The organism is Tenacibaculum litoreum, assembly GCF_964513915.1.
Taxonomy (GTDB): Bacteria; Bacteroidota; Bacteroidia; order Flavobacteriales; family Flavobacteriaceae; genus Polaribacter; species Polaribacter litoreum.
In genome coordinates this window covers 753382-778473 of sequence record NZ_CAZEQS010000002.1, presented here as the reverse complement: position 1 = coordinate 778473, position 25092 = coordinate 753382, and the positions used below count along the sequence as shown (strand labels likewise).

At 32.4% G+C, this 25092-nt stretch carries 26 protein-coding genes; 11 read left to right on the top strand and 15 right to left on the bottom strand.

Annotation, left to right across the window (positions count from 1 at the left end; all coding sequences use genetic code 11):
* Nucleotides 1-1989, top strand: coding sequence for an excinuclease ABC subunit UvrB (gene uvrB / locus ACKTTR_RS05010; protein WP_408026787.1), 1989 nt, complete (start codon nt 1-3; stop codon nt 1987-1989).
* 212 nt (nt 1990-2201) lie between these two features.
* Here uvrB and ACKTTR_RS05005 read toward each other — a convergent pair whose 3' ends face one another.
* Together ACKTTR_RS05005 and sucC are read right to left on the bottom strand one after the other, a co-directional pair.
* Complete coding sequence (locus tag ACKTTR_RS05005) at nt 2202-2750, bottom strand: hypothetical protein (protein WP_408026786.1); 549 nt, start codon at nt 2748-2750, stop codon at nt 2202-2204.
* A gap of 96 nt (nt 2751-2846) precedes the next feature.
* Nucleotides 2847-4043 carry an ADP-forming succinate--CoA ligase subunit beta gene (sucC, locus tag ACKTTR_RS05000; protein ID WP_099216529.1) on the bottom strand — a complete coding sequence of 399 codons (1197 nt, stop codon included), beginning with the start codon at nt 4041-4043 and terminating at the stop codon, nt 2847-2849.
* A 242-nt stretch (nt 4044-4285) separates the two neighbouring features.
* Here sucC and ACKTTR_RS04995 point away from each other — a divergent pair, with 242 nt between their 5' ends.
* The 6 genes from ACKTTR_RS04995 (at nt 4286) to ACKTTR_RS04970 (ending at nt 9922) form a co-directional block, all read left to right on the top strand.
* Complete coding sequence (locus ACKTTR_RS04995) at nt 4286-6820, top strand: DUF5916 domain-containing protein (protein ID WP_408026785.1); 2535 nt, start codon at nt 4286-4288, stop codon at nt 6818-6820.
* An 89-nt stretch (nt 6821-6909) separates the two neighbouring features.
* Nucleotides 6910-7572 carry an ABC transporter ATP-binding protein gene (locus tag ACKTTR_RS04990; RefSeq protein WP_408026784.1) on the top strand — a complete coding sequence of 221 codons (663 nt, stop codon included), beginning with the start codon at nt 6910-6912 and terminating at the stop codon, nt 7570-7572.
* Between the two features lie 45 nt (nt 7573-7617).
* Nucleotides 7618-8169: a CPBP family intramembrane glutamic endopeptidase gene (locus tag ACKTTR_RS04985; protein ID WP_408026783.1), complete on the top strand. Its 552-nt coding sequence runs from the start codon at nt 7618-7620 to the stop codon at nt 8167-8169.
* A 1-nt stretch (nt 8170) separates the two neighbouring features.
* Nucleotides 8171-8935 (top strand): TIGR02757 family protein, encoded by a 765-nt coding sequence (locus ACKTTR_RS04980; protein ID WP_408026782.1) that lies wholly within the window; start codon nt 8171-8173, stop codon nt 8933-8935.
* Nucleotides 8936-8966: 31 nt separating this feature from the next.
* Complete coding sequence (locus ACKTTR_RS04975; protein WP_408026781.1) at nt 8967-9527, top strand: PAS domain-containing protein; 561 nt, start codon at nt 8967-8969, stop codon at nt 9525-9527.
* A gap of 11 nt (nt 9528-9538) precedes the next feature.
* Nucleotides 9539-9922: a DUF6122 family protein gene (locus ACKTTR_RS04970; RefSeq protein WP_408026780.1), complete on the top strand. Its 384-nt coding sequence runs from the start codon at nt 9539-9541 to the stop codon at nt 9920-9922.
* Here the strand turns inward: ACKTTR_RS04970 and ACKTTR_RS04965 are convergent.
* Complete coding sequence (locus tag ACKTTR_RS04965; protein ID WP_408026779.1) at nt 9911-10669, bottom strand: Dph6-related ATP pyrophosphatase; 759 nt, start codon at nt 10667-10669, stop codon at nt 9911-9913. The two genes, ACKTTR_RS04970 and ACKTTR_RS04965, sit on opposite strands and share 12 nt — an antisense overlap.
* 44 nt (nt 10670-10713) lie before the next feature.
* Nucleotides 10714-12066, bottom strand: a complete 1353-nt coding sequence (gene rimO / locus ACKTTR_RS04960) for a 30S ribosomal protein S12 methylthiotransferase RimO (protein ID WP_408026778.1) — start codon at nt 12064-12066, stop codon at nt 10714-10716.
* A gap of 156 nt (nt 12067-12222) precedes the next feature.
* On the opposite strand from rimO, the gene ACKTTR_RS04955 reads away from it, so the two are divergent.
* On the top strand, nt 12223-12798 hold the full coding sequence (locus ACKTTR_RS04955) for a Crp/Fnr family transcriptional regulator (RefSeq protein WP_408026777.1): 576 nt from the start codon (nt 12223-12225) through the stop codon (nt 12796-12798).
* Between the two features lie 66 nt (nt 12799-12864).
* Nucleotides 12865-13968 carry an SMP-30/gluconolactonase/LRE family protein gene (locus ACKTTR_RS04950; protein ID WP_408026776.1) on the top strand — a complete coding sequence of 368 codons (1104 nt, stop codon included), beginning with the start codon at nt 12865-12867 and terminating at the stop codon, nt 13966-13968.
* A gap of 41 nt (nt 13969-14009) precedes the next feature.
* On the opposite strand, the gene ACKTTR_RS04945 is transcribed toward ACKTTR_RS04950, so the two are convergent.
* The gene (locus ACKTTR_RS04945) at nt 14010-15656 is read right to left on the bottom strand and encodes an amidase family protein (RefSeq protein ID WP_408026775.1); all 1647 of its coding nucleotides are present in this window, start codon (nt 15654-15656) and stop codon (nt 14010-14012) included.
* Nucleotides 15657-15767: 111 nt separating this feature from the next.
* Nucleotides 15768-16124, bottom strand: a complete 357-nt coding sequence (locus ACKTTR_RS04940; RefSeq protein ID WP_408026774.1) for a winged helix-turn-helix transcriptional regulator — start codon at nt 16122-16124, stop codon at nt 15768-15770.
* Between the two features lie 96 nt (nt 16125-16220).
* Here ACKTTR_RS04940 and ACKTTR_RS04935 point away from each other — a divergent pair, with 96 nt between their 5' ends.
* Nucleotides 16221-16820, top strand: a complete 600-nt coding sequence (locus ACKTTR_RS04935; RefSeq protein ID WP_408026773.1) for a nitroreductase family protein — start codon at nt 16221-16223, stop codon at nt 16818-16820.
* Between the two features lie 41 nt (nt 16821-16861).
* Here the strand turns inward: ACKTTR_RS04935 and ftsY are convergent, their stop codons facing one another.
* The 7 genes from ftsY to ACKTTR_RS04900 all read right to left on the bottom strand — a co-directional run bounded on the left by ftsY (nt 16862) and on the right by ACKTTR_RS04900 (nt 21687).
* A complete protein-coding gene (gene ftsY, locus ACKTTR_RS04930) occupies nt 16862-17815 on the bottom strand; it encodes a signal recognition particle-docking protein FtsY (RefSeq protein WP_408026772.1) in 954 nt (317 codons plus the stop codon).
* A 263-nt stretch (nt 17816-18078) separates the two neighbouring features.
* On the bottom strand, nt 18079-18231 hold the full coding sequence (locus ACKTTR_RS04925; RefSeq protein WP_274641185.1) for a DUF4295 domain-containing protein: 153 nt from the start codon (nt 18229-18231) through the stop codon (nt 18079-18081).
* Nucleotides 18232-18259: 28 nt separating this feature from the next.
* Entirely contained in the window at nt 18260-18442 is a 183-nt protein-coding gene (gene rpmG / locus ACKTTR_RS04920; RefSeq protein ID WP_013070733.1) for a 50S ribosomal protein L33, read from the bottom strand.
* 27 nt (nt 18443-18469) lie between these two features.
* A complete protein-coding gene (gene rpmB / locus ACKTTR_RS04915) occupies nt 18470-18709 on the bottom strand; it encodes a 50S ribosomal protein L28 (RefSeq protein ID WP_115902236.1) in 240 nt (79 codons plus the stop codon).
* Nucleotides 18710-18875: 166 nt separating this feature from the next.
* On the bottom strand, nt 18876-20120 hold the full coding sequence (locus tag ACKTTR_RS04910) for a competence/damage-inducible protein A (protein WP_408026771.1): 1245 nt from the start codon (nt 20118-20120) through the stop codon (nt 18876-18878).
* 41 nt (nt 20121-20161) lie between these two features.
* Nucleotides 20162-20770, bottom strand: a complete 609-nt coding sequence (locus ACKTTR_RS04905; RefSeq protein ID WP_408026770.1) for a fumarylacetoacetate hydrolase family protein — start codon at nt 20768-20770, stop codon at nt 20162-20164.
* 77 nt (nt 20771-20847) lie between these two features.
* Nucleotides 20848-21687 carry a 1,4-dihydroxy-2-naphthoyl-CoA synthase gene (locus tag ACKTTR_RS04900; RefSeq protein WP_125068180.1) on the bottom strand — a complete coding sequence of 280 codons (840 nt, stop codon included), beginning with the start codon at nt 21685-21687 and terminating at the stop codon, nt 20848-20850.
* 94 nt (nt 21688-21781) lie between these two features.
* On the opposite strand from ACKTTR_RS04900, the gene ACKTTR_RS04895 reads away from it, so the two are divergent.
* Nucleotides 21782-23026: an alpha/beta hydrolase-fold protein gene (locus tag ACKTTR_RS04895; RefSeq protein ID WP_408026769.1), complete on the top strand. Its 1245-nt coding sequence runs from the start codon at nt 21782-21784 to the stop codon at nt 23024-23026.
* Nucleotide 23027: 1 nt separating this feature from the next.
* Here the strand turns inward: ACKTTR_RS04895 and ACKTTR_RS04890 are convergent, their stop codons facing one another.
* Together ACKTTR_RS04890 and menD are read right to left on the bottom strand one after the other, a co-directional pair.
* Nucleotides 23028-23438, bottom strand: a complete 411-nt coding sequence (locus ACKTTR_RS04890) for a S1 RNA-binding domain-containing protein (protein WP_408026768.1) — start codon at nt 23436-23438, stop codon at nt 23028-23030.
* A gap of 1 nt (nt 23439) precedes the next feature.
* Nucleotides 23440-25092 carry a 2-succinyl-5-enolpyruvyl-6-hydroxy-3-cyclohexene-1-carboxylic-acid synthase gene (gene menD / locus ACKTTR_RS04885; RefSeq protein WP_408026767.1) on the bottom strand — a complete coding sequence of 551 codons (1653 nt, stop codon included), beginning with the start codon at nt 25090-25092 and terminating at the stop codon, nt 23440-23442.

Below are 25092 nucleotides of genomic sequence, written 5' to 3'. Positions count from 1 at the left end.
ATGAACTTCGAATTAAACTCAGAATTTAAACCAACAGGGGATCAACCTCAAGCAATTAAACAACTTTCAAATGGTATTTTAGCCGATGAAAAGTATCAAACACTTTTAGGTGTTACAGGTTCTGGTAAAACATTCTCGGTAGCTAATGTTGTAGCCGAAGTACAACGACCAACACTTGTTTTGGCTCATAACAAAACCTTAGCTGCCCAATTGTATTCTGAGTTCAAACAGTTCTTTCCAAACAACGCTGTAGAATATTTCGTTTCATACTATGATTACTATCAACCCGAAGCCTATATTCCTGTTACAGGAACGTATATTGAGAAAGACTTATCCATCAACGATGAAATAGAACGCTTACGAATTAGCACCTCCTCTTCCCTACTTTCAGGACGTCGAGATGTATTGGTTGTAGCATCAGTCTCTTGTTTATACGGTATTGGTAACCCCACAGAGTTTAAAAAGAATGTGATTACTATTGAAGTTGACCAACAAGTTTCTCGCACAAAGTTTTTACATCGTTTAGTAACGAGTTTATATGCCCGTACCGAAGTTGAAATAAAAAGTGGAACTTTCAAAGTGAAAGGTGATGTGGTTACCATTTATCCATCCTATGGAGATAACGGATATAAAATTCACTTTTTTGGAGATGAGATAGAAGAAATTGAAACCTTCGATATTGAAACCAATCAAACGATTACTCGATTAGAAAAGCTAAATATTTATCCTGCCAACCTTTTTGTAACTTCTCCTGACATATTACAAAATGCCATTCATCAAATTCAAGAAGATATGGTAAAACAAGTAGATTATTTCAAGGAAATCGGGAAACATTTAGAAGCAAAACGTTTGCAAGAACGTACTGAATTCGACTTAGAAATGATTCGAGAATTGGGCTACTGTTCAGGAATTGAGAACTACTCTCGTTATTTAGACGGACGTGAAGCGGGTACACGACCGTTCTGCTTATTAGATTACTTTCCTGATGATTACTTAATGGTGATTGATGAAAGTCACGTAACCGTACCACAAGTTCATGCGATGTACGGTGGAGATAGAAGCCGTAAAGAAAACTTGGTGGAATACGGATTCCGTTTACCAGCTGCAATGGATAACCGTCCGTTAAAGTTTGAAGAATTTGAAGCGCTACAAAATCAAGTAATTTATGTTTCAGCAACTCCTGCGGATTACGAATTACAAAAAACGGAAGGGTTGTTTGTAGAACAAGTTATTCGACCTACTGGACTATTAGATCCAGAAATTGAAGTTCGACCTAGTTTGAATCAAATTGATGATTTAATTGAAGAAATTCAAATTCGTGTAGAAAAAGATGAACGTACCTTGGTTACTACCTTGACCAAACGTATGGCTGAAGAATTAGCTAAATACTTAACTAGAATTCAAGTACGTTGTAGATACATTCACTCAGATGTTGACACATTAGAACGCGTTGAAATCATGCAAGATTTGCGTAAAGGCTTGTTTGATGTACTGATTGGAGTTAACCTACTTAGAGAAGGATTAGACCTTCCAGAAGTATCGTTAGTGGCTATTTTAGATGCTGATAAAGAAGGTTTTTTACGTTCACATCGTTCATTAACACAAACCGTAGGTCGTGCTGCACGTAACGTAAATGGTAAGGCAATTATGTATGCGGACAAAATTACCAATAGCATGCAACTCACCATTGACGAGACCAATCGTAGACGTGAAAAGCAAATTAATTACAATACCGCTCACGGAATTACTCCAACACAAATCAATAAAAAGATAGACAATACGTTATCTAAAAACGCGATTACTTCATATCATTATGACAATGCTACGCAAAAAGCTGCGGAACAAGAGTTAGAATACTTACCTAAACAAGAAATAGAAAAACGCATACGTACTAAACGCAAACAAATGGAAGAAGCTGCTAAAGCACTAGACTTTTTAGTAGCTGCACAATTGCGTGATGAAATTGAAGTTTTGAAAGAGAATTTGTAAATAAGTTTGGTTTGACTCTTATATTCAAAATCAGTAACTTCGTTATCAAATGATATCCAACATTAAAATAATGGATATTTTAACCCTCTTTTAAAATTAATATGACGCAGGTTTTAAAACTATGGACTATTTCTTAAAAAGCTTAATTGATTTCATAATTTCTAATCCCGAAAAACAGATTTGATTCTAAATAAAAATTAATTCTCACTTCCCTAGGGAGCAGTTGGAGCCTCTATTTCCCTAGTTAAATCAAACTTTACAGAAAACAATCTATTCGTTCCTATTCTACGTAAATTATATGTAAAACTTGTTTCATCAATCGTAACCCACCAAACATTATTAGAAGCATACGAAATTAAATCGGCTGTATATTTATCCGCAGGAAAAAACTGAATATTAGGTAATCCCATATTAGGGTTGATTCCTCCGTATTGCGTAACTTTATCCTCAGTACCATCTTTATGTCGGTGATCGTGTTTTAGCTTAATTAATTTATCGGTACTTATAGTAAAAACCCAAGTACGAGATTTATCTTCACCTACAAAAAAAGGTATTCTAATCGTATTCTCTTCACAAGAGCGAATATGCATTACTAATTTTTCTCCTGTAAAACCATCTCCTTCTTTTCCTCCTGCTAGTATTGTTCCTTCAAAAGCTTTTCCACAATAAGTTTTTAGTTTATTCCAAAATAATTCAGAATTCGTTTCTTCTTGTGCTATTAACTGTAAAGGAAGTAAAATAAGGATTAATAATTTTCTCATTGTATGCTATTTATCTTTTAGCAAGATAAAACAAAAAACCTCACTATAACAGTGAGGTTTTTTAAATATATTACTAAGAATTAATTAAAAAAAGTTTTAAGCACTTAAAACTTCTCCTACTTTATCAGCAGCCTCTTGGAACTCAGTAGCTGAGATAATTTCCATTCCGCTGTTGTCAATTAATTCTTTTGCTTCTTTAGCGTTTGTTCCTTGTAAACGACAAATAATAGGCACATTAATTTTGTCTCCCATATTTTTATAAGCATCTACAACACCTTGAGCAACACGATCACAACGAACGATTCCTCCAAAAATGTTTACTAAGATAGCTTTTACATTAGGATCTTTTAAAATGATTCCGAAAGCAGTTTCAACACGTTGCGCATCTGCAGTACCACCAACATCTAAAAAGTTAGCTGGATCTCCACCTGCTTGCTTAATTAAATCCATAGTTCCCATTGCTAAACCAGCTCCGTTTACCATACATCCAACATTACCATCTAAGTCTACATAGTTTAATCCTGCAGCTTTAGCTTCTACTTCAATTGGATTTTCTTCACGTAAATCACGCATTGCAGCATAATCTTTATGACGGTATAATGCATTCTCATCTAACGATACTTTAGCATCTACTGCCATAATTTTATCATCAGATGTTTTTAATACTGGGTTAATTTCAAACATCGAAGAATCAGACTTGATGTATGCAGTATATAAAGCAGTAACAAACTTTACCATTTCTTTTAAAGCCCCACCGCTTAAACCTAAGTTAAAAGCAATTTTACGAGCTTGGAAAGGTAATAATCCTGTTCCTGGATCAATTTCTTCTGTAAAAATTAAGTGTGGAGTTTCTTCTGCCACAGTTTCAATATCCATACCTCCTTCTGTAGAATACATAATCATGTTTCTACCTGTAGCACGGTTTAATAAAACTGACATATAAAATTCATCTGGCTCACTATCACCAGGATAATATACATCCTCAGCAATTAACACTTGGTTAACTAACTTACCTTCTGCTGAAGTTTGAGGTGTTACTAACATCATTCCTAAAATGTCATCAGCAATACTTTTTACCTCATCTAAGTTTTTAGCTAACTTAACACCACCACCTTTTCCACGACCACCTGCGTGTACTTGAGCTTTGATTACATGCCAACCAGTACCTGTTTCTTCTGTTAATTTCTTCGCTGCTTCAACAGCTTCTTCTGGAGTATTTGCAACAATTCCACGTTGAATACGAACGCCAAAACTGCTTAATATTTCTTTACCTTGATATTCGTGTAAGTTCATTAGATATGAATTTTTAAAGTCGAACAAAAATACAAATTCAATTCATAATACCTTATAAATTGTACTTTAATTTATAATTAAAATCAATTTTATTTAATTTCTATTTTTACATTTTTTTAACATTTAAACGTGTAACATTCTTTTTTTTAACAGGTCTTTACCGTAATTAACATGATTTTGTGATTTATTTATCCTAATCATAATAATTTAGCCCAACAACTAATACTATATCTCAATCAACTATGCTTAAAGTTTTAGCATTTATTACAACCTGTTTCTTCTTTATAGGAGTTACAAATGCCCAAACCATTAACCAAAACAGAAAAAAACTAGACGTAATACGTGTAGATTCACCTCCAAAAATTGACGGAAAATTAGATGATGCTGCTTGGAAAAATGTTCCTGCCGCAAAAGATTTTGTGATGATGCGTCCCGACAATGGAAAAGCGGAACCTGACACCCATAAAACAGTAGTTAAATTAGTATACGATAATAATGCTATTTACATCAGTGCTAAAATGTACGATCCTGAACCTTCAAAAATACCTGCTGAGTTTACTAACAGAGACAATATTGGTAACAGTGATTTCTTTTTAATAACTATTAACCCTAACGACGACGGACAAAATCCTTTTGAATTTATTGTAACCAGTTCAGGTGCACAAGCAGACTCAAAAGTATCTAACGGAAATGAAGATTTTAATTGGAGTGCCGTATGGGAAAGTGATTTTAGCATTAATGAAGACTCTTGGGTTGTAGAAATGAAAATTCCATATAGAGCTTTACGTTTTGCTAATGTACCTGTTCAATCGTGGGGAATCAACTATCACAGAAAAGTACTGAATTTAAATGCTCAATTCACTTGGAATCATATTGATAATCAACAAGGAAATTGGACTCAATATGATGGCTTGTATGAAAACTTCACCAACATAAAACCTCCTACTCGATTAAACTTTTATCCGTATGCATCCGCAACGACAACCACTAAAGATGGTAATACTGACTTTGATTGGAGTGTAGGTATGGATGTAAAATATGGAATTACCGAAAACTTTACGTTAGACGCTACCTTAATTCCTGATTTTAGCCAAGTAGGTTTTGACAATGTTACCTTAAACTTGGGACCTTTTGAACAGCAATTTACAGAACAACGTCAGTTTTTTACTGAAGGAACTGAACTATTTAGTAAAGGACGTTTATTTTATTCAAGAAGAATTGGAGGAAGACCAATAGATCAATTTTCTGGTGAACGAAAAGATGATGATGAATTTATTGATGGTAAGAAAGTAAATGATGAAGTTATAGATGTTCCTGATAAAGTTCAAATGCTAAATGCTATAAAAGTATCAGGAAGAACCAAAGGAGGTTTAGGGGTAGGATTCTTTAATGCTATTACCGAAAAAACAGAAGCTACGGTTGAAAGAACTGAGCAAACAATTAATGGCTTAGATACTATTAGCAATGTCAGTACTTACAAAACTACGGTTAATCCATTTTCTAACTATAATATTATGGTACTAGATCAGCAGTTCAATCAAAACTCATCTATTACCTTAATCAACACCAACGTAACTCGTGACGGACGATTTAGAGATGCGAATGTTACTGGATTACTATGGCATGTTGAAGATAAAAAAAGTAGGTATAATATCGACGGAAGTTTTAAAACGAGTAATATTTCTGACGACGAAGATGATCCAAATACAGGATACACTTTTGATACCAGTATAGGAAAGCAATCAGGAAATTGGCGTGGAGAAATTGGGTATAATTTTGAAAACAAAGATTTTAACCCTAACGATATGGGAATTCTCTTTCGTAACAATCAACAAAGAATTTATGGTTTTGTTGGTTATCGATTGTTAAAACCTAAAGGAATATTCAACAACTACGGAGCTAACATATACTATAACTTTAACTTCTTGCACAACCCAGGAACCTATGTAGGTACTAATACTGGTTTATCTTTTTGGGCTGATACCAAAAAACGTTTCAGCTTTGGAGGAAACTTAAATTATAGTACTGAAAGAAGAGATTTTTTTGAACCAAGACAAGGAACTACTAGTGGTATTTACTTTAACAACCCTGAAAGGCTAAACATAAATCATTGGGGGTCGACCGATTATAGAAAAAAGTTTGCAATAGATTATGGTTGGTATTATACCTTTTATAATGACAACCCTAAAGAAGACTATGGCTTTAGATTTTCACCTAGATACCGTTTTACCAACAAATTTTCTTTAATTTATGGTTTCAGGTATGGAAAAACCAATAACGATCAAGGATATGTTACAAAAGTTGATGAAGACGACGTAGAAGAAAAACCTTCATTGGCTCCTTTAAAAGATCATATTATTTTCGGACAGCGCGATTGGGCTACTTACGACAATTCTTTAACAGGAAAATATACTTTCAGTACAAAATCGGCTGTATCATTATCATTTAGACATAACTGGAGTAAAGTTCCATATCAAGGAAAATATTTTAGCTTAAATGAAGAAAATGGAGAACTTACAGAAAATAACTATCAAGGAGAACACGACAGAAACTTTAATAGTTGGAACTTAGACCTAAACTACCAATGGCAATTTGCTCCAGGTAGTCAATTAATCTTTTTCTATAGAAACTCTATAAGACCAGATCACGATTTTGCCCCTGCAAATATTGATTTTAAAAACAACATCTCAAAACTTTTTGATCAAAGCATGCAACATAGATTTTCTGTTCGATTAGTTTATTTTATCGATTACAACAACATCAAAAACATAATTTAAATACACGTTTATTTATTGTTTGAAATCAGGTAAGCATTAAAGTTTATCTGATTTCTTTTTTATACATTCGTTACTTAGAAAATATCACTATGATTGTTGCTAAAAATATCCACAAACATTACGGAGAGGTAGAAATTTTAAAAGGCGTTGATCTTCATATAAAAAAAGGAGAAATTGTAGCTATTGTTGGACCTTCAGGAGCAGGAAAAACAACCTTACTACAAATTTTAGGAACCTTAGATAAGCCCTTAAAAGATCAGAGCTACGAATTATTAGTTGATGGTGTTTCTATCAAAGATTTAAACGATACCAAAGTTTCTGCTTTCCGAAATAAACACATCGGATTCATTTTTCAATTTCACCAGTTATTACCAGAATTTACAGCATTAGAAAATGTTTGTATTCCTGCCTTTATAGGAGGAAAAACAAAAGCAGAAACTGAAAAAAGAGCCAAAGAATTACTAGCCTTTTTAGGATTGTCACACAGAGAAAACCATAAACCTAACGAACTTTCTGGAGGAGAGCAACAACGTGTTGCCGTTGCTAGAGCTTTGATTAATGAACCTTCTGTTATTTTTGCCGATGAACCTTCAGGAAATCTAGATTCTACTTCGGCTAAAAACTTACATGAGTTATTTTTTAAGCTACGTGATGAATTTGGGCAAACCTTTGTACTAGTTACACACAACAAAGAATTAGCTAAAATGGCTGATAGAACACTTACAATGAAAGACGGAATTATTGTTGAATAGTGTAACTATTTAAAGTTTCTAGCTACTAACTAATAAATCATTTCCATGAAAGAAACTTTTCAAGAACTTGTTACCTATTTAAAAAATCCCGTTTTAGAAAAAGATACCAACCAAAACATTTCGTATCGTTTTCAAAAATTCTTTCACCTCCTTTTTATAAGTATTATTACAGGAGCTTTATTATCTCCCCTTTTTCTTCTTGTTGAAGAGTTAGGTTTAATAAATATGAATGAGCACGCTGTGGAAGATTTACTAAAGGCTCATACCAAATGGTTCATTGCTTTTCTTACCATTATTTTAGCTCCTTTGCTTGAAGAGCTGTTTTTTAGAGCGCCAATTACCTTATTTCATGGGAAGAAAAACTTCAAAATAGCATTTTATGTGTTTGCACTACTTTTTGGCTTAGTACATTTAACTAACTTTACTATTACTACTAATGTACTTTTATTAGCCCCAATACTAGTAGCTCCACAAACTATTTTAGGTGGTTATTTAGGGTTTATTAGGGTTCGTTTTGGGCTCGAATGGAGTATCTTATTACACGCTTGCTATAATGCTTTCTTTGTTTTGCTTAGTTTTGCAGGAGATTTAGCATAAAATGAACAAAAAGGAGCTTAAAGAGTTTTTAGACGAAAAAGTAATACAGTACAATAACCCTGATTTTATTGATAGTGATCCTATTCAAATTCCACATCAATTTTCGGTAAAAGAAGATATTGAAATCGCTGGCTTTTTAGCAGCAACCATTGCTTGGGGAAATCGTAAAATGATTATTAACAACTCTCATAAAATGATAGATTTAATGGGGAATTCTCCTTATGATTTTGTTCTCAATCATTCTGAAGAAGATTTAGCTAATTTTGACGGATTTGTGCACAGAACATTTAATGCAGATGATTTTAAGTTTTTTGTTCAATCATTAAAAAACATCTATCAAAATCATGGTGGATTAGAAGCTGTTTTACAACCAAAAGATAAAGCAAATAATTACCAACATGCTATTCATCATTTCAAACAAATATTTTTTGAAATTCCTCACCAACCAAGAACATTAAAACATGTTTCTGACCCTTTAAAAGGTTCTGCTTCCAAAAGGATTAATATGTTTTTACGTTGGATGGTTCGTGATAATACTACTGGAGTCGATTTAGGTATATGGAAAACACACTCACCTGCACATTTACATTGTCCGTTAGATGTACACACAGGAAACATTGCCAGAAAACTAAAAATACTTACTCGAAAACAAAATGATTGGAAAGCGATTCAAGAACTTGATCTAACTTTAAGAAAATTTGATAAAAAAGACCCTGTTAAATATGATTTTGCCTTATTTGGTCTAGGTGTTTTTGAAAAATTTTAATTTCTCTAAAAAAAGTAGTTACTTAGTAGGTATGAAAAATAGCTTTGATAAAATGATGTCTTTAGATATTTATATATCAAATTTAGACAAAGAAGAATACACCAAAATTGCTGATGACCTTAAACTCATTTCAAAAAAAAGTGTAAACCTTTTAAGTTGGGGAATCCAAGATTTGTTTACTGAAAAAGAACTATACAGTGATTTAAAACTTATAAAAACATTTTCTAAAAACTTCAACTGGAAAAATAACATTACATCTATTATAGAAGAAAACGACTATGAATCTTTAGTCCTTACCGATGCACAAAAGAAAATAATTTGGGTAAGCGATGGTTTTACAAAAATGACTGGCTACGAAAAAGAGTTTGCTTTAAACAGAACCCCACGCTTTTTACAAGGAGAAAAAACTAAGGAAACAACTAGAAAAAGAATTCAATCAAAACTTTTAAAAGGAAAACCATTTAAAGATGTAATTATTAATTACAGAAAAGATAAATCTACCTACAAATGTGAGCTGTACATAATTCCGCTGCAAAACAATGATAGTTCAGAAATCACACATTTTTTAGCTTTAGAAAAAGAAGTAGTTTAATCGTTAGATAAATGCAAACATTTACTCACTACTTTTTACATTTTGGCTTTCCTATAATTTTAGCCTATTTATTTTTTAGAAAAAATTGGAAAAAAGTTTCTCTAATACTACTCGCTACCATGCTAGTGGATATAGATCATTTATTGGCTACCCCTGTATTTGATCCTAACCGATGTAGCTTTGGTTTTCATATACTCCACTCCTACTACGCAATAATATTGTATACTATCTTGCTCTTTTTAAAAAGACCTTATAATATTATAGGGTTAGGGCTCTTACTACACATGCTAACCGATTTTATCGACTGTTTATTTATGTACAACACATGTAATTCTTGCCTAGAAAATGCTCCTGCTAAAGGATTATTAGAATCAATAAGTAAGTTATTTTTTTAGCTGTAAATCACAGTACCAAAAACTTCTATCGTAGTTTTTAGTGGTCGTTTCTTCTGATTTCTTAGTTTTCTTTGAATCTTGATAACAGTTATCATCATCACTTTTATGTAAAGTATATGATTTTAACACCTTCTCTCCTATTTCAAACTCCACAGGTTTCTTAAAAATAGGACCATCATAGCAAAACGTATGAAACTCACCATTCTCTCCACAAACATCTACTCCTTCAGGAAGCTCATTGATAAAATCTTCATCAATAACTCTCCCTACAAATTCTTCTCCTAACAATTTTGCATTCACACAAACAGTTATTGTTTTAAAACCTAGGGCTAAAAACTCACGAAGTAACTCTTTAGTATCTTGCTTCCATAACGGATATACTCCGGTAATCCCAACCTCTTGTAATTTCGAATCACGATACGCTCTTAAATCCTCTAAAAAGATATCACCAAAAATGCCATTTACAAGTCCTGCTTCTTTTAACTCAGCAGTTTTTTCTTTCATTCTTTGGTTATATAAATCCATCGTAACCTCAGCCGGAAAATATATTTTTTCTAACGGAATACCAATGCTTTCTGCCTGTGCATCCAGTAAATCCTCATGTAAACCATGCATTGAAACACGCTGGTAATCTTGATTTACATTCGTAATCAATTTTTGTACATCGTACTCTTTTTGTTGTAATATTTTATACAATGCTAACGACGAGTCTTTTCCTGAACTCCAGTTAAAATAGGCTTTTTTCATGTGACAAATATGCATAAAAAAAACTGCATTTTGCAGGTTTGATTTTATTTCCTCTTCTGATTTAAAGGAACTGGTCTTTCTTGTTTTACTACAGGCTTTCCATGTAAGTCAAAATCACCCGCGTCAAAAATTTCGATATCTATAAATTCTCCTAGTTTGATATAATACTCACGAGCATCTACAATGACATCGTTATCTACATCTGGTGAATCAAATTCAGTACGTCCGTAATAGTACTCTCCATCTTTTCTATCAAACAAACATTTGAATGTCTTTCCTATTTTTTCTTGATTCAATTCCCAAGAAATTTGCGATTGCACTTCCATGATTTCATTTACTCGTCTGAACTTAACATCTGCAGGCACATCATCTTCTAAAACATATGCTCCTGTGTTCTCTTCATGTGAGTATTCAAAAGCTCCTAAACGTTCAAAACGCATCTCCTCTACCCAATCTTTCAACTCTTGGAATTGCTCTTCTGTTTCTCCTGGATATCCAACAATTAACGTTGTACGGATTGCCATATTTGGCACAGCCTCACGGAATTTGTGAATCAATGCAGTCGTTTTCTCATGTGTCGTACCACGCTTCATCGATTTTAAAATCTCGGTATTGATGTGCTGTAACGGAATGTCTAAATAATTACAAACCTTTGGTTCGTTTTTCATGACTTCCAACACATCCATTGGGAAACCTGTTGGGAAGGCATAGTGCAAACGAATCCATTCAATTCCATCAACTTTTGCCAATTCTTTTAATAAATCTGCTAAAGCACGCTTTTTATAAATATCTAACCCATAATAAGTTAAATCTTGCGCAATTAGCATGATTTCTTTAATTCCTTTTTCTGCCAGCTTGGTAGCTTCTGTAACCAAATCTTCAATTGGAGTAGAAACATGTTTACCACGCATTAACGGAATAGCACAAAATGAACATGGACGGTCACAACCTTCAGCTATTTTTAAATACGCATAATGATCTGGAGTCGTTGTTAAACGCTCACCTATTAACTCATGTTTATAATCTGCTTCTAAAACTTTTAACAAGTTTGGTAAATCGTGTGTACCAAAATACTGATCTACATTGGTAATTTCAGCTTCTAAATCTGGCTTATAACGCTCGCTTAAACAACCGGTTACAAACACTTTATCTACTTCACCTTCCTCTTTCTTTTGTGCGTAGTGTAAAATAGTTTCCACACTTTCTTCTTTCGCTTTACCTATAAAACCACACGTATTGATTACTACAATATTTCCATCGTCATTTTCATCTTCATGAACTACTTCTTTACCATTGGCTTTTAACTGCCCCATTAACACTTCACTATCGTAAACGTTTTTAGAGCAACCTAAAGTAACTACATTGATTTTGTTTTGTTTTGTTGTTTTAGTACGCATATTCTTGAAAAAATTCGGAGTGCAAATATACGCTTTAATTCAGCTTTTTAGCTAGTTTATGCCCTTAAAAATTAGTTTGATTTTTAAGCTTTAAAAAGTTAACTTCGTTATTAGTAAACTTGTATGTTTACAAACTACATTAATCATTATTAAAAAATGACCGAACTCAAAAGATTGCTAAACGACTTAATTGGACTTACTGAAAATGAGTTTCAAATATTTTACAATCAATTAGAAAGAAAAGAATACAAAGCAAAAACGTTAGTAATTGAAGAAGGAAAGACCACTAAGGATTTATACTTTATAGAATCTGGTTTTTTTAGAACATTTAAAAATATTGAAGATAAAGAGTTTACCACCTACTTTGCTTGTGACAAGCAGTTTATAACAGTTTTTGATAGTTTTATATACCAAATCCCTTCTCACGAATTTTTAGAAGTTATTGAAGATAGTACTGTATATAAAATATCTTTTAAAAGTTTAACCCAATTATATAAAGAATCTCCCAATTTTGAGAAGTTTGGAAGAATTTTAGCAGAGAGAAATCATCTTTGTGCACAACAAAGAGCTTTAACTATGCAAACAAAATCCGCCAAGAAAAAGTATTTAGATTTTATAAAGAACTACGATAAAAAAATTGTTTTAAGAGCTCCTCAATACCAAATCGCTAGCTTTCTTGGTATAGCTGCTGAATCACTCAGTAGAATTCGAAAAGAAGTTGTCATTTCCTAACATTTGTCAAGATAAAAATAGTTTCCTCTCATTTTCTTTGTCCTTATAAATTATAAAATAAATACAATGAAAATCGTATCGATAGCAAAATATGCTATTCTCTTATGCTTGGCTATTTTTATAGCTAGTGTTACATTTAAATCTTGTTCAATTAGCCCTGAAGCTTGGTCTCCAGCAGCTCCTCCAAAATTAGAAGGTGTGCTCCTTGAAAATGAACTACTAAGTTCCACCAAACATATCAATTTAGACGGTTGGTATGGTCCTGAGGACATTGCAGTAGATAATCAAGGAAATCTATATTGTGGAGTTCATATTTCTGAAACAGATTTTTCAGATGGTCGAATTTTAAAGATTGACCCATCAGGAAAAGTTTCTGTCTTTTGTAATACGGGATCTTGGGTTGCTGGACTGCATTTTGACAGCAATCAAAACCTAATTGCATGTGACTTAGAAAGAGGTTTAATTAGTGTTGACAAAAACGGAAAGATCACAACTTTAGCAAGCGAAGATGAAAACGGAAACAAATTTCTTATCCCCAATGATGTAGACATTGCTTCGGATGGAATTATATATTTTACCAATACTTCTTCAAAAATACCTTTTAGCAGAACACATATTTGGAAGCTTTTAATGGAATCGAAACCCGATGGAGGTCTTTATAGTTACAATCCTAAGACCAAGCAAATTAAAACACTTATAGATGGTACTTATTTCGGAAACGGTGTTGCTGTTTCTCAAAATGATGACTTTGTTCTAATGGTAGATTTAGTGAAATACAGAATACTAAGATACTGGTTAAAAGGAAGTCAAAAAGGAACAACAGATGTATTCTTAGACAACTTACCTGGTTTTCCTAATGGAGTTTCTAGAAGGTCTGATGGTAGCTTTTGGCTTGGTTTTTCAACTAAAAGGGATTCTTCTTTGGATGAAATACATCCTAAACCACTTGTAAAAAAGTTAGTTTATGGTCTCCCACTATTTTTACAACCTAAAGTAGCTCCTTATGGAATGATAATGCATTTGAGTAGTGATGGGAAAATCTTAAAAACTTATTATGATACTACTGGTAAAGTTGTATCAGAAGCAAGTTCTGTTGAAGAACATAATGGATATCTTTATCTTGGTGGAGATGTATCTGGTTATATTGGAAAATACAAGTTAGAGAATTAAAATAAAAACTCCCAAATTGGGAGTTTTTCATATATTGTCTATTAGTTATAATCAACTGGTGCCTTTCTTACTTTCTTTATTTGTTCAAATGCATGTCCTAGTTCTAGTAACTCTTTTTCTGTAAAAGGTTTTCCTATAAATGTTAAACTAACAGGTTCGCCAGAACTTTTATACCCCATAGGAACTGTTAAAGTTGGGTATTTCGCTACCGCTGCAATACCAGAATGATAATTATTAATCGATAAAATAGCATCTAAATTTTGAGTCTTTAAATCTTGTAAAAATTTCTTTCCATTAAAACTTAGACTATCTTTTACCACCTCTAACTGTGTTAAACTAGTAGTGTCTTTTAATATTCCTTCAAATAACTGTTGTCCGTAAGAAGCTCTTTTTGTAGAATCTTTTTTATTAAACTCAACTACATCTTGTATATTTTTCACTGTTAGCTTTTTGTTTCCGTAAGTAGATAAGTATTTAGGTAAATCATGTTTCATATCTATATTCAACAGCGTAATAAATCCATCAAACGAAATTTCTGGTGGAGTTATCTCTATAATTTCTGCACCAGCTTCTTGTAACTTTTCTACACTTGCTTTATAAATAGAATCTGTTAGAATAGGTTTTAGTACTCCTATTCTTTTTCCTTGAATTGTATAGTTTTTATTGAGTAATTCTTTAGGATTAAAATCTTCTATTCCTAAAGAAGAAGCGTCCTCATTATCTTTCCCTAGCATAGCTTCAAACAAAATAATATTGTCTATAACACTTTTAGTCATCGGACCTGGAGTATCTAATGTACTTGAAATAGGAACAATTCCTGATCGACTTAAAACACCAATCGTTGGTTTTAATCCAACCACCGAGTTTTGGCTAGAAGGTGATGTTATTGATCCTGCTGTTTCCGTACCCACTGCAGCTACTGCATAATTTGCCGCAACTGATACTCCGCTACCAGAACTAGAGCCTCCTGTTTCAAAAACCTTTCTACCATAAGGGTTTAAGGTTTGTCCTCCAGTAGCACTATAACCTAACGGACAATCTTCACAAAAGAAGTACGCCCATTCACTCAAGTTTACTTTTCCTAAAATTAATGCTCCCGCTTCTCTTAATTTTTTGACGATAAAAGCATCGTTATCAGTTGAATTATCTTGTAAAGCTACAGCTCCTGCAGTAGTTATCATTCCAGCTGCATCAATATTATCTTTTATCAAAATTGGAATTCCATTCAAAGAGAACTCTTTTACCTCTTTTGATTCTTTATCTTTTGCTCTCGCCTCTTCTAACACCTTTGGATTTAGAGATATAATTGCATTCAAATACTTTGTACTATCACTTTCAAACTTTCGTATTCTGTACAAATAAAACAAGGTTAATTTTTCGTAACTAAGTTTCTTTTCTGCAATGCTCTTTTGAATAGACGGAATATCTTTTTCTAACACCAATGGTTTTAATTCATTATACTGCTCTTCAGAAAAATTTGATAATTCCTTTTCAAAAGGCTTAAACTCTTTGTTTAAATCTAAATATTTAGATTGAAGTAGTTTAAACTGCATTCTCTTTTTCTCGTGATCTTGCTGTTTTTGTATTTCTGATGATTCATCATAGATTTTAAAATATACCTTTACAGCTTTTTGCTTACATGCACTTATAAATAGAACAGTTAATAATAAAAATATTGCTTTTCTCATTGGTCAAATATTTGATACTCAAATGTAATTATAAAAATTGAAAAGCTTCTTTTAGCATAACAAAACTACCCTGCTGTCTAAACTCTAATTGCTAATCACGCGCAGGCACTATTATTTGGAATGATTTTTTACAGCAAAATCTCCCCAGTCTGCGATAGACTGAATTATAGGAATTAAACTTTGTCCTAAATCAGTTAAAGAGTATTCTACTTTTAAAGGTGGTTTTGATGTGTATACTTTTCTTTTAATTACACCATCTTCTTCCAGGGCTTTCAACTGTAAACTTAAAGTTCGTTCTGTAACCATTGGAATCTCTTTTCTTAATTCGCTATAGCGAAGTGTTCCTTTTATTAAATGAAAAAGAATTACTGTTTTCCATTTCCCCCCAATGACTCCCATAGTAAGACTTGTACAGCAAGGAAACTCTCTTCCTTTAAATTTAAATGTTTTAGATGTTTGTGTTTCCATAATTTATACTATCCTTTTTGACCGTTATTGCAAAGATAAAACACTATACTTACTTTTGTTACTATAATTTTTATAGTTTAATTAAAAAAATAAAATATGAGCTTTATAACATCAATGCAGCAACGTTATACAACTAAAAATTACGATGCTTCGAAAAAAATTGAATCTGAAAAAATTAAAGAGTTACAACAGATTTTACAATTAAGTCCTTCTTCAATCAATAGTCAACCATGGAAATTTATTTTTGTTTCTGACTCCAATACTAAAAAACAACTTTCAGAAGTATCTTGGTTAAATACTAGCAAGGTTCTTGAGAGTGATACTATTGTAGTTTTTAACCGAATTAATAACATCGCTTTATTTGAAAAACAAATTGAAGAGGAGCTCCCTGAAGGGGCCGTTGGTTATTATAAAGAATTTATAAAACCCAAATCTGAAAAAGAGATTAAAGCTTGGTTCGACAAACAAGTATATTTAGCATTAGGGATATTTTTAAGTGCTTGTGCAGAAATGGGAATAGACGCAACACCTATGGAGGGAATTGAACCTGCGAATTACGATAAAATTTTAAAAAACAAAGAATATGCTACCCTCGTAGCTGTGGCTATTGGTTATAGAGATAACGAAGATTTTAATCAACCAGACAGAAAACCTAAATCGAGATTAGCTTTTGATAAGGTTATTGAAACAGTTTAAAAATAAAAAACTCCCAAATTGGGAGTTTTTTATTATATTTTTTATTTAAAAAACGAATCTACAAATTCATGTTTATTAAATACTTGTAAATCATCTATACCTTCTCCTACTCCAATATATTTTACAGGTATTTGAAATTGATCTGAAATTCCGATAACAACTCCTCCTTTTGCAGTACCATCTAATTTTGTTACTGCTAATGAAGTTACCTCTGTTGCTTTAGTAAACTGTTTTGCCTGTTCAAAAGCATTTTGACCTGTAGAACCGTCTAACACTAGCAATACATCATGTGGTGAATCTGGTACTACTTTTTGCATTACTCGTTTAATCTTTGTCAACTCATTCATTAAGTTAACCTTGTTATGCAAACGTCCTGCTGTATCAATAATAATTACATCTGCATCTTGATTAACTCCTGATTGTACCGTATCAAAAGCTACTGAAGCAGGATCAGACCCCATTTCTTGTCGTACTATCGGTACGTCTGTTCTATCTGCCCAAACTTGTAATTGATCAATTGCTGCTGCTCTAAACGTGTCAGCAGCTCCTAAAACAACTTTTAAACCTTTCTTTTTAAATTGTGAAGCTAACTTACCAATCGTAGTTGTTTTTCCTACTCCGTTAACCCCAACAACCATTAACACATAAGGTTTAGTATTTGCTGGAATAGTAAAATCTGTTTCATCACCAGTATTTGTTTCTGATAATAAACCAGCAATCTCTTCACGTAAAATTTGGTTTAGCTCTTCAGTTCCTAAATACTTGTCACGAGATACACGCTCTTCAATTCTATCTATTATTTTCAGGGTAGTTTCTACTCCTACATCAGACGACACCAATACTTCTTCTAAATTATCTAACACATCATCATCAACCTTTGCTTTACCTGCAACTGCCTTTGATAATTTAGAGAAAAAACTTGATTTGGTTTTTTCTAACCCTTTGTCTAAGGTTTCCTTTTTCTCTTTCGAGAAGATTTTCTTAAAAAAACTCATTCTTAAATATTATAATCGCTTACATAGGTTAAAAACTATACCGTTTTACAAATACGGTCAAATTGTCATTATACCATAACTTTTGCGTTAGGGATTGAGGCATTTGTTGAAGCTCTCCCGATACTTCGGGAAGCGACTGCTGAAAGCCCGACCTGCTAAGGTAACGCCCAAATTTTTAAATTCAACTAAAAACTTGAGACTGTCAAATATAAAAAAAGCTACTCTCTAATGAAAGTAGCTTTTCTTTAAACTGTATACAAGAATTACTTTTTTGCTAAAAAGTCGCTTACTTGTGTTGGATCCATAATAGCTTCAACAAATGTATAAGCTCCAGATTTAGGAGACTTTACCATTTTGATAGCTTTGGTTAATCTTTTCGAACCTGTTTGTAACGATGCTACTGATTTCTTTGCCATTTTATATTAAAGTTTACGCCGTAGCTTATTATTTAATTTCTTTATGAACTGTCATCTTCTTTAAGATTGGATTAAATTTCTTTAATTCCATTCTATCAGGAGTATTTTTTTTGTTCTTTGTTGTAATATAACGAGAAGTTCCTGGTTGACCAGAAGCTTTGTGCTCAGTACACTCTAAAATTACTTGAACTCTGTTTCCTTTTTTTGCCATCTCTCTAAAATTTTATCTAGTAAGGAATTATTTAGTTAAGAAACCTTTTTCTCTAGCTTCTTTAATAACCGCAGAGATTCCTTTTTTATTAATATTTTTTAATGCAGAAGCAGATACTTTTAAAGTTACCCATTTATCTTCTTCTGGAATATAAAAACGCTTATTCATTAAATTAGCGTTAAATCTTCTTTTAGTTCTATTTAAAGCGTGAGATACATTGTTACCTACCATCGCTTTTTTTCCTGTTAATTCACAAACTCTAGACATCTTCTTGACAGTTTTTAGTGTTATTTCTAAACGAGGTGCAAATTTATGCATTTTAATTTACTGCACAAAAATATTCTCGATTAAATTTTTAATTAATTTTAATCTTTTCAAAACTAGGTTCAGCATCTAACCTATTTGGAAGCGTAACGGCGGCAAAAATACTAATTTATTTTAATATTACAGCCTGTAGTAGTTCTAAAGATTTGGTTACCGTTCTATTAATCACCTTTTCTCTTGGTTGTCCGAAGTTAAACTCATGAACCTCTACTCCGCTTTTTGTTGCTATACCGATGTACACCAAGCCTACACTTTTATCGTTATGATCAGTTGTTGGCCCTGCGTTTCCTGTAACTGCTATTGCATAATCTGTTTGTAGCTTTTCCCTACATCCTTTTGCCATTGCTAAAGCTACTTCTTTACTTACTACCGTATATTGATCAATAGTTTCTTTAGAAACATCTAGTAATTGTTGTTTTAAAGCTGCTGTATACGTAACAAATCCCCCCATAAAGTATGATGATGCTCCTGGAACGGAAACAATTGTTGATGCTATTTTTCCTCCTGTTAAGCTTTCTGCAGTGGCAACTGTTTTTCTATGTTCTTTTAACAATTTACCTACTTCTTTTTCTAATGATGTTTCTTTATCATCTCCAACGATAATCTCTGGAATTAGCTTATATAGTGCTACAACTTGCTTTTCCATCTCTTTTGCTAACAATTCTTCATCATTTCCTTTTGCAGATAATCGTAAACGGACACTTCCGTAAGATGGTAAATAGGCTAGTTTTATAAAATCAGGTAAGTTATCTTCCCAATCAGAAATTCTTTCTGCAATAATTGTTTCCCCTGTACCTACCGTCATAATTGTCCTATGCAAAATAAAAGGCAATTTAAAAGTAGATTGAAGCTTTGGCAATACGTCATACTTCATCAATCCTTTCATTTCGTAAGGAACTCCTGGAAGTGATACAAAAACAGTATTATTTTCATAAAACCACATTCCTGGTGCTGTTCCTAAACGATTCATTAATAGTATTGCTTTAGAAGGAAGTTGCGCTTGATACTTCTGAATTTCGTTAAATGGATGATTAACTTTTTTGAATAAGTATTTGATATTATCAATCACCTCTGGATACTCAATAATCTTTTCGTCTTTGAAATATTCGGCTATTGTTTTTTTAGTGATATCGTCTTTCGTAGGCCCTAATCCTCCTGTAACAATAACAATATCTGCTCTACTTTCTGCTTCTTTTAACGCATTTAAAATGTGTTGTTTTTCGTCTTGTATTGATGATATTTGATAGACTGAAATACCTATTTTATTTAATTCTTGACCAATCCATTGTGAATTAGTATCTACAATTTGTCCGATAAGAATTTCATCTCCTATCGTAATGATTTCTGCATTCATTTATATATCTAAAAAAGAATCCCGCCGAAGCGGGATATATTTTATTTTACTTTAATTTGAAAAGCTTGCTTTCCTTCAATAGTTCCTGTTAAAATGTCATTTTCTGCTACTTTTCCAACTCCTGCTGGTGTTCCAGTAAAAATAATATCTCCTTTTTTCAAAGTAAAATATTGTGACACATAACTAATCAACTCATCAATTTTCCACAACATACTTGAAGTATTTCCATCTTGTACAACCTCATCATTCTTCTGTAATTGAAATGATAAGTTTTCTAAGTCAAAATCTTCCTTTGGAAAAAACTCTCCAACAATAGCACTACCATCAAAGGCTTTCGCTTTTTCCCAAGGCAATCCTTTTTCTTTACATTGTGCTTGCACATCACGCGCAGTAAAATCAATTCCTAAGCCTATAGTGTCATAATATTTATGGGCAAATTTTGGAGAAATATGTTTTCCTACTTTGTTTATTTTTACCAATACTTCAACCTCATAATGAATATCATTTGAAAACGGAGGAATAAAAAATGGCATTTTTTTAGGAAGAATAGCTGAATCTGGCTTTAAGAAAACTACTGGATTTTCTGGTTTTTCATTTGCTAATTCTTCTATATGTTTTGCGTAATTACGCCCTATACAAATTATTTTCATTTCTTTAATTACGAATTATGATTTTAGATTTACGAATTAAAAAATCTCCAATTCGTAATTCTTAATTTATCAATCTGTTATGGTATCCAAGTTTTAGGGAAGTTTGGTTTACGTTTCTCTAAAAACGCATCACGTCCTTCTTTAGCCTCATCAGTCATATATGCTAAACGAGTAACCTCACCTGCAAATACTTGTTGACCAACCATTCCATCATCCGTTAAGTTCATTGCAAACTTTAACATTTTAATTGATGTTGGTGATTTTGCTAAGATTTCTTGTGCCCAATCAAAAGCTGTTTGTTCTAATTCATCATGAGGAATTACTGCATTTACCATTCCCATTTCATAAGCTTCTTGTGCTGAGTAATTTCTTCCTAAGAAAAAGATTTCACGAGCTTTTTTTTGTCCCACCATTTTAGCTAAATATGCTGAACCGTAACCTGCATCAAACGAAGTAACATCGGCATCTGTTTGCTTAAAAATAGCATGTTCTTTACTCGCCAAGGTTAAATCACAAGTTACATGTAAACTGTGTCCTCCACCTACTGCCCAACCTGGAACAACACAAATTACTGCTTTTGGCATAAAGCGAATTAAACGTTGTACTTCTAAAATATTTAATCGGTGATACCCGTCTTCTCCAACATATCCTTGGTGTCCACGTGCATTTTGATCTCCTCCGGAACAAAAACTCCAAACTCCATCTTTAGTTGATGGTCCTTCAGCAGATAATAATACAACTCCAATATTAGTATCTTCATGTGCGTCATGAAATGCATCTAATAACTCTGAAGTAGTTTTTGGTCGAAACGCATTACGTACATTAGGTCTATTAAATGCTATTCTCGCAACGTTGTGTGACTTTTTATAAGTAATATCTTCGTACTCTTTGGCAACTTTCCAGTCTGGTTGTATCATAATTTTAAAATATTGTCGTTATTTAGTTGTACAAAAATAACATAATAACTTTATTTTTCTTTTCTATATTTGAACGATATAATTTACCCCTAATATGAAACAAGTATATTTATTATTTACCTTATTAATTAGCGCTAGTCTTTTTTCTCAAGAAGTTGTTACTCAAAAAGTCAACTCGAAGGAGTTAGGAAAAGATAGAAACATTAAAGTCTACCTTCCTAAAGGATATGATGTAGATGAAACCACTAATTATCCTCTAGCTATTGTTTTAGGTGATGAGTACCTTTTTGATTTATATGTAGGAAATGCTAAGCTTTATGCTAATGTTGATAAAGCCCCAAGACAAATTGTTGTAGGTATTGATATGAAGAACACTTACGGAAAAGATATTTCTATTATACCTTCTAATAATTCCTTAACAAGTTCTGGAGTACATTTTTTTAATTTTATTAAACATGAATTGATTCCTTTTATGGAAGGGAACTTTAGGACTTCTCCTTTTATGACAATTGTAGGTGAAGGGAAAGCTGCTAATTTCATCACTCATTATTTAAAAGATGAAAAGCCTGTTTTTAACTCATATATCTGTATTACTCCTGATTTTCCGCAATTTGCTCCTGCAATTATGGAGTCTTACTCTCTTAACAGACTTGGCTCTATAGATAACACTTACTTCTTGTATACAAGTAATAATAAAAAGTACATTGACACTAATCAATATAATAGATTTAGTGATATTAGAACTTTGTTAACATCATATGAAGCTAAAAACTTTAATGTCATTTTTGATGAGTTTGATTCTTCTCCAAGCTATTTAGCTATGATTGGAGAAACTATTCCTAGAGCTTTTACACAAATGTTTAGTTTATACTCTAAAATTACTAAGGAGGAATATGAAGCTAATGTTAAAGATTTAGCTCCTTTAGATGCTATTAAGTATGTGGAGAAAAAGTATTTAGATATTCAGTATTTATACGGTTCTAACTTAAATGTTCGTTTGGATGATATTTTTGTTATTGAAGATATTGTAATAGACCGACAAGATGGTGATTACTTAAGAGTTTTAGGTGATTTTGTAATGATAAAATACCCTGATTCTCATATGGGTGACTTTTACATAGGTAAATACCATGAACTAGGAAAAGACTACGAAAAAGCAGACTTTTATTACAAAGCTGCTTACGGTAAAATGGATCCTTCTGATCCTAACGCCAATGCTTTTTACGAAAATATTAAACGTGTAAACGATTTAATGGGAAGTAAAAAGAAAGAAGAAATTAAGACTAAGACTAATGATGAGGAGATTATTGAAAAACAAGATGAAGAAGGACAAGAATAGGTTATTTTAACACTATTCTGTCTTCTTGTAATTCTATTTTTTTACTCTTATACAAGCTGCCAATAGCTCTCTTGAATGCTTTTTTACTCATTTGTAAGTGAAATTTAATTGATTCAGGAGAGCTTTTATCTGTTAATAATAAAAAGCCTTTTTCTTCTAACTTTTTAAGTATTTTATCTATATCTGAATCAATTACATTTTTAAATCCTTGTGGACGTAGTGATACATCTATTTTTTCGTCTTCACGTATCTTTTTAATATAGCCTACCGTTCGCATTCCTTCTTCTACATCACTAAAAACTTCATTGTTATACAACAAGCCTTCATATGCTTCATTAATTAATACTGAATAACCTAAAGCGGTTTGAACCCCAATTACTAAATCTACCTTATCACCTTCTTTTAATTCCATCTTATAAGTTTTTAAAATAGTTTTTTAAAACTACGTCATTTATTTCTTTTGGAGTAAAAACCTCCATTATTTTTGGTTGATTTGATTCTTCATAAAACGAAGTCAAACTATTTTGTAAGTTCTTTAAATCTTTTGTTTGAACATATTCAAAACCATACATTTTTGATAAATGTTCTGCAGTTAAACCATGCGGTGTTTCAAAGTACTCCGCAGCATTTGTTGTTAAAGGTCCTGGGATGTATCTAAAAATACCACCTCCTGCATTGTTTAAAATAATAATTCTAAAATTCTTCGGAATATTTGTATTCCACAACGCATTGCTATCGTAAAAGAAACTTAAATCCCCTGTTATAAATATTGTTTGATTTTCTGAAGCGTATGCTGCTCCTACAGCTGTACTTGTACTTCCATCAATTCCACTTGTCCCTCTATTACAAAATACTTTCAAAGTAGGGTTCACATCAAACAATTGTGAATATCGAATGATTGAGCTGTTACTTATTTGTACTTGCGAATTATCTGGAATACTTTCTAAAATAACTTCAAAAGATTTTAAATCCGAATATTCACAACTTTTCAAATACTCTTCGTGTTTTACAGCTCTTTGTTCTTTTTCTTGTAACCATGCTTGTTGATAATTACTTTCAACATTTTTCTTCTCCTTAGAAAGACTTGTTAAAAAAGGTACCGGATTTATTTGTAAAAATTCTGACAAGCAGTGATACGTATCCATTGCCTTTAACTCATCAACATGCCAGTGATGTTTTGGCTGTAATTTTCGTAAAAACTGTTTAATTCTTTTAGAAATCACCATTCCTCCTAAAGTAATTAATACTTCAGGTTGCAACTCTTTATATTCTTCTTCAGTTAATTTAGATATTAATTTATCAATGCTACTGATAAACTTAGGGTGATATATATTTGAAGTAGTTTCTGTTAACACTAAAACAGAAGTATCTTCCGAATATACATTCAATATTTTTTGAAGTTCAGTATCTGGAAAATGACTTCCTACCAAAATCATTTTTTTGATTGAAGAATTCCAAACAGGAATTAACTCATCTAAATTAATAGGCTTTTTTGCTTTACTCGCTATGACACTTGAAAAATCAAAAGGCTTTAGTTTTTCTACTGTTTCATATAAAGGTTCATCAAACGGAACATTGATATGGACTGGTCCTTTTTGAGTGATTGAAGTTTGTAATGCCTCTATTAATAAACTGATATTATTTTTTAACTGACTCTCTTCTTCTATCAAATTAGCCGAGAACAAAATATGGTTCTCAAACACATTCTCTTGACGAATGGTTTGTCCGTCTCCAATATCAATCAGGTGCTTGGGTCTGTCTGCTGAAATTACAACTAGCGGAATATTACTATAAAAAGCTTCTGCTATCGCAGGATAATAGTTCAACAAAGCCGAACCAGAAGAGCATACAATAGCTACAGGTTGTTGCTTTTGTTGTGCTATTCCCATTGCAAAAAAGGCTGCACAACGCTCATCTACCACACTTAATGTTTTTATTTCTGGGTGATTTGAAAATCCGACAGTAAGTGGTGCATTACGAGAGCCTGGAGAAATTACAACAGTATCAATATTGAATTGATTACATGCTGAAACTACTAATTGCGCGAGTTCTTTTTTTGGGAACAT